The sequence below is a fragment of the Ruegeria sp. N8 genome (genome assembly GCF_056531325.1).
On the sequence record NZ_JBQFLQ010000026.1, the window covers coordinates 1 to 5,112 of the forward strand.

Annotated in this window: 5 protein-coding genes; 1 reads left to right on the plus strand and 4 read right to left on the minus strand. The window is 55.6% G+C overall.

Translation table 11 applies throughout. From position 1 onward, the window contains the following. Nucleotides 1-70: 70 nt before the first annotated feature. The 4 genes from ACR0C5_RS19620 to ACR0C5_RS19635 form a co-directional block, all read right to left on the minus strand. Complete coding sequence (locus tag ACR0C5_RS19620) at nucleotides 71-1,477, minus strand: recombinase family protein (RefSeq protein WP_480878615.1); 1,407 nt, start codon at nucleotides 1,475-1,477, stop codon at nucleotides 71-73. Continuing rightward, entirely contained in the window at nucleotides 1,477-1,890 is a 414-nt protein-coding gene (locus ACR0C5_RS19625) for a DUF2924 domain-containing protein (protein ID WP_480878617.1), read from the minus strand. Before ACR0C5_RS19625 ends, ACR0C5_RS19620 begins: the two co-directional genes overlap by 1 nt. Continuing rightward, a complete protein-coding gene (locus tag ACR0C5_RS19630) occupies nucleotides 1,887-2,150 on the minus strand; it encodes a DUF3489 domain-containing protein (RefSeq protein WP_480878619.1) in 264 nt (87 codons plus the stop codon). Before ACR0C5_RS19630 ends, ACR0C5_RS19625 begins: the two co-directional genes overlap by 4 nt. Nucleotides 2,151-2,489: 339 nt before the next feature. Next, on the minus strand, nucleotides 2,490-3,323 hold the full coding sequence (locus ACR0C5_RS19635; protein WP_480878621.1) for an efflux RND transporter periplasmic adaptor subunit: 834 nt from the start codon (nucleotides 3,321-3,323) through the stop codon (nucleotides 2,490-2,492). Nucleotides 3,324-3,690: 367 nt separating this feature from the next. On the opposite strand from ACR0C5_RS19635, the gene ACR0C5_RS19640 reads away from it, so the two are divergent. Further along, complete coding sequence (locus tag ACR0C5_RS19640; RefSeq protein WP_237217318.1) at nucleotides 3,691-5,010, plus strand: tannase/feruloyl esterase family alpha/beta hydrolase; 1,320 nt, start codon at nucleotides 3,691-3,693, stop codon at nucleotides 5,008-5,010. The last annotated feature ends 102 nt before the right edge of the window (nucleotides 5,011-5,112 follow it).

Genomic DNA, 5,112 nt, shown 5'->3' on the forward strand with positions numbered 1-5,112 from the left:
CGCTCAGCCAGAAAAGGTCAGACATGTCACCGCTCATTTTCGAACGGTGAATCATGCCGAAGAACGGAAATCAATGGGTCCTGACCCTAACGACGTTGCGGACAAGTGTTTGATCGATCTCAGGCGGTGAATCGCCAAGATGCAGTTTCAGCTCCACACCTCTGCGGCGCATCCGGAATGGCGCTTCGATCGTTAACTCCCTGGCATCGACCTGATCTGCCCTGCACTCAATCATCTGTGCCAGTGCCTGGAGATCCAGTTGCACCCTCAGAGAGCCCTGTTGCAAATCTGCCCGCAAAATCAGACCGAGGTATTTCCTGACGGACTGGCAATCTCTGAGAAGCTCCGTTGCTGAAGCAATCTCGGCCGCTGACATATCCCGCGCCATTGATGTCACGGCGTTCGGTCGCTTCAGATATTGCCTGATCACTTCGGCCAGGAGGCTCTCGAGCTGTTCTGCCGGCAACCGCCACGCATCAGAATGCTTCTGACTGCGATCCGTCACCAGCCGGCCGGAGATATAGTAACGCAAACGCTTCCCATTTTTGCGACTATGGCTGGGCGTCAGCCGATCTCCAGTTTCATCAAAAAGCTTTCTGGCGAGCAGTGATCGCCTCGCTTTCTGCTTTACTCCACGCTCCCTTGCCGCTCCATCCGTCAACAGCTGCTGCACCCGCTCCCACACTGCCGGGTCAATGATGGCAGGATGCTGCCCCTCATAAACCTGACCCTTGTGTCGGATGCGGCCAGAATAGATAGGATTGCTGAGCAAATGATGGATGTGTCCGCGGTCAAAGCACTTACCGCCTGCCACGCGTCCGCCCGGGCGCTCCCGACGGCGCGAACGGAGACCCAGTGCCTCAGCCTGCTCTTTCACATCAAGAATGCTCCGATGCTCTAGATAGAGATCGTAGAGCGCCCTGATGATCTCAGCTTCTTTTTCATCGATTTTCAACGTTCGGCCATCCGCCTGATACCCGAGTGGAACATTCCCGCCCATCCACAGGCCCTTGCGTTTCGAGGCTGCGATCTTGTCCCGGATGCGTTCAGCGGTGACTTCCCGTTCGAACTGAGCGAAGCTCAACAGCACGTTGAGTGTCAGGCGCCCCATACTGGTAGAAGTATTGAAGGACTGCGTCACGGACACGAAAGATGCGTCTGCCGTTTCAAGGCGTTCGACCAGTTTCGCGAAGTCCGCCAGCGAACGAGTCAGCCGATCGATCTTGTAGACAACAATCTGGTCAACACGATTTTCATCTACAGCCTGCATCAGCCGCCGTAGCGCAGGGCGGTCAAGATGACCGCCCGAGATACCGCCATCGTCATAGTAGTCCGGCAGAAGTTCCCATCCCTCGTGCTTCTGACTGGAGATGTAAGCTTCACAGGCTTCCCGCTGGGCATCGAGTGAGTTGAAATCCTGCTCCAGCCCCTCCTCCGAGCTTTTCCTCGTGTAAATGGCGCAGCGGATACGTCGCATCATTGAAGCCCGAAGAAGCGCGGGCCTGACCAATGCGCTCCGGTAATGTGCCTTGCGATGGCTGACAGGGAACGCCACGTTATACCATCCATGACGTACCCGCCTTCAGTGACTTCGACCTGATAGGTCTGTCCGTTCCACTCCCGGACCAGATGAGACCCAGGCCTGGCGGTCGTGGGCAACACTTTCCCAGCCGCAATCTGCTTCAGGCGTCGGGTGGTTTTCGCTGACACACTGCCCAGCGTTTTGTTTTGCATATCCCAGATCAGCACCCGCTTCATGAACTGTGGCGAAAGATACTTTGGGGGCAAGCGACCGAAGGCCTCACGCCATCGGTCGAGGCACGCAGCGCGATCAACGGCGGCGATCTCTGATATCAGGATCGATACCTTTTCGTTTTGCTCCACTTTCATTGGGTGCTCTGCGCCTCGACAATTCGGTAAACCGATCCATTGTCTGTCTCCAGTCTGTCCCCAACGCATCCGGCTTTGCGCTGCGCGGATATCGCGGCGCGTGCCGTATGCGCCTGCCAACCGAAGGTCTTTTGAAGTTGTGCGATTGTGACGCCGGATTTCCGCGTGAGCATTCTGTGAAACTGCTTATGACGGGTCAGCTTTTTGCCAAACTTTGTGGTTTTGGCCGAACTTTGCGCTACCGCATTTGGTGTAGTCATCGTGTTTCTCCACTCTGCGAGCAAAGGCCCATCCCTCGCCCCGTACTGAGTGGAGCCCGGTGATCCCGGGCGAATGCGACACAGACAGTACCGCTCTGAACCGCCAGGAAGTCCAGTCCAGTTGTAAAAAATGTTCTCGCCTCACTAGATCGCAGGGCACAGGCTTCTGTGTCTGCTTTCCGCTCTTAAGCAGTCATCTGAGTAAAATGCTCGGATGTCAGCACCGAGCCCATCTTCGACATTTGCGCGGGCCGCAGTTTCAGCCACGCAGGGTCGGCTTTTCCTGATGTTTCGAATTAAAATTAGTCGGTAAAACCACAGTGGGAAACGTGGCACGATCTATTTTTTTAGCTCGATGCTGACACTTACCTGCAATCCCGGAATAAGTATGACCTCAGGATTCGGGATTTCCGCCCAGACCTGCAACGCGCCATCGGAATTCAACTCTGTTCCAACGAAGGCCACTTTTCCGGTCTGCTCATAGCTTTCTCCTGTCGGCAACGTCACGTGAACAGCGAAACGATCCAGATATTCTTCGATGCGCTCCGGGGCGGCATGGTGCAACTCCAGCAAAGAGTCATATGGGTGCGCAAACGAAACCAGCGCTGGGTCAACCTGAACAATTTCCGCAAGCGGCTTTCCAGTCTCGGTTTTGAGATAGGCACCGCGGGTCAGGCGCGGCGAGTCGATGTACCCCGTAATAGGTGCATTAATCGTTGTACTGGCCAACTCAAGCTTTCGAAGATCCAGCCCAATCCGCGCCTCGTCAACGGCGACCTTTGCAAGCGCGAGCCGCGCTGACGCATCCTCTAGCTGCACTTGCGTCGCGGTTCCCCTGTCTTCGAGCTTGCTGACACGCTCGACATTGGCCTCGGCTTGGGCCAACTCAATCTGCCGCCTGTCCAAGAGAGCCTGGGCGGCATTTACCTGATGTTCATACACCACACTGCTCAACGAGAAGAGCAATTGGCCAGCCTCGACGCGGTCTCCCTTTGTGAAATGGATATCGGTCAGAAAGCCATTTACAGAATTGGCGACCTGAGATCGCATGCTGGCTTCAATACGCCCCTCAAATCGCAGGTCGGCCAACTTGTCACCAAGTTTGTCCACGCCTTGAGCGAGAGCCGACACGGGGAAAATCACAAACAAGGCGAGCAAAATACGAGCGTTCAAAATTCTAAGTCTCCTGACAAAGGTGGGTATCCGGTAACCAGTCTATGACCTAACATAAATCGGAAGTTAGCCAAAAGCTTTGGGGCAAAACTCGTTATTCCGTTGAGGGGGAAGCGCAATGAACACAAAGGTTACTAAAGCATACCAACTTGTGGCTTGCGCTGTATTGGGCGCGTCGGCAATTGGATGCCCATCCCATGCCCGGCCAATATGTGCGAACCAGACCCTGCCTGAGCTCCCCGATGTTTCAATTGCTTCGGTCGCAGAAGTGTCCGCTCCTGCGCCACATTGCAAAGTTTCCGGTGTGATTGGTGGTAAGATCAATTTCGAACTCCTGCTACCGGAAAATTGGAACGGCAAATTTGTCATGGGCGGTGGAGGCGGATTCGTCGGTTCCGTGATGAATACCTCCCTTATCGATGGCTCACTTCAATTGGGTTACGCCACTGTCGGCACTGACACAGGACATCAGGGGCATCCAGCCGACGCCAGTTGGGCCCTCAACGACCTCGAGGCGCTGGTCAATTTCGGACATCTGGCAGTTCATCGAACAGCAGTCACAGCCAAGGCCCTGACCAAGGCTTTTTATGAAAAACCAATTGCTCGCAGCTACTTTACCGGGTGCTCCCGGGGCGGTGGACAGGCAATAATGTCCGCTATGCGTTACCCAGAAGATTTTGACGCGGTTGCGGCTGGCGCCTATGCGGTTGACTGGACGGGAATTGCCGTGCAGGCAACTCAGATCAACCAGGCGATGTACCCAGACCCAAACAATATCGAAGAGGCTGTCATTGGGCCAGAAGCTCAGGCGCTGGTCGAGAGTTCATATCTGGCGGTCTGCGATGGGCTGGATGGGCTCGAGGATGGCATCCTCAATGACCCCCGGAAGTGCGGGTTTGACGTGGCCAGCCTGCAATGCGAAGGCGACAATTCCGAAGACTGTCTGAGCGCCAGAGAAGTTGCTGCGTTCAAGGCGGTCTATGACGGCCCCAAGAACTCCGATGGCGACAGCATGTATTACGGTTTCCCATTTGGCGGCGAAACAGCCGAGGGAGGTTGGAGCCGCTGGTTGACAGGTGGCATGAAGTATCAGGACGACGATGGGAGCTTCCAGGAGGGCGTCGGATCAGGTGGATTTGAAGAACCTGTGTCGCCGAGCGCTTTTTTCAGCTTTGGCAACGGCATTATGCAGAATTTCGTGTATCACGATCCCAATTGGACCTATGAGAACTTCGATTTCGGCACCTATGCACAGGATTCCGCCGCGGCTGCGGAGACTCTGAATGCGACAAACCCGGATTTGTCCGCCTACCGCGCTCGTGGTGGCAAGATGCTGCTGTATTCCGGCTGGTCCGACAACGCGCAATCGGGCCTTGCAATGGTCGGGTATTACGAAGACGTTCTGGCTCATGATCCAAGTGCAGCCGACGATATTCGCCTGTTCATGATGCCCGGCGTAGAGCACTGCTTTGGCGGTCCCGGGCCCTCCTGGGTCAATTTTCTGGTTGAGATCGACAAGTGGGCGGAAACCGGAGAAGCGCCTGATCACATTACGGCCCTTTGGCTGGATGACAGCGCTCAGCCAGCCGGTGGCCGACCCGTTTGCGCCTATCCAAGTGTTGCCCAATATGACGGTCGTGGCGACCCCCGGGACCCTGCGAGTTTCAACTGTGACGCAGGCAACTGAGGTGATACAGGTGTCCGCCATCAGCACCCATGGAACAGACTAGGTTGATTGCGTAGCGGAGGATTTCAGGCTCATCGTAACCATCAGAGAGTGGAGATGAGA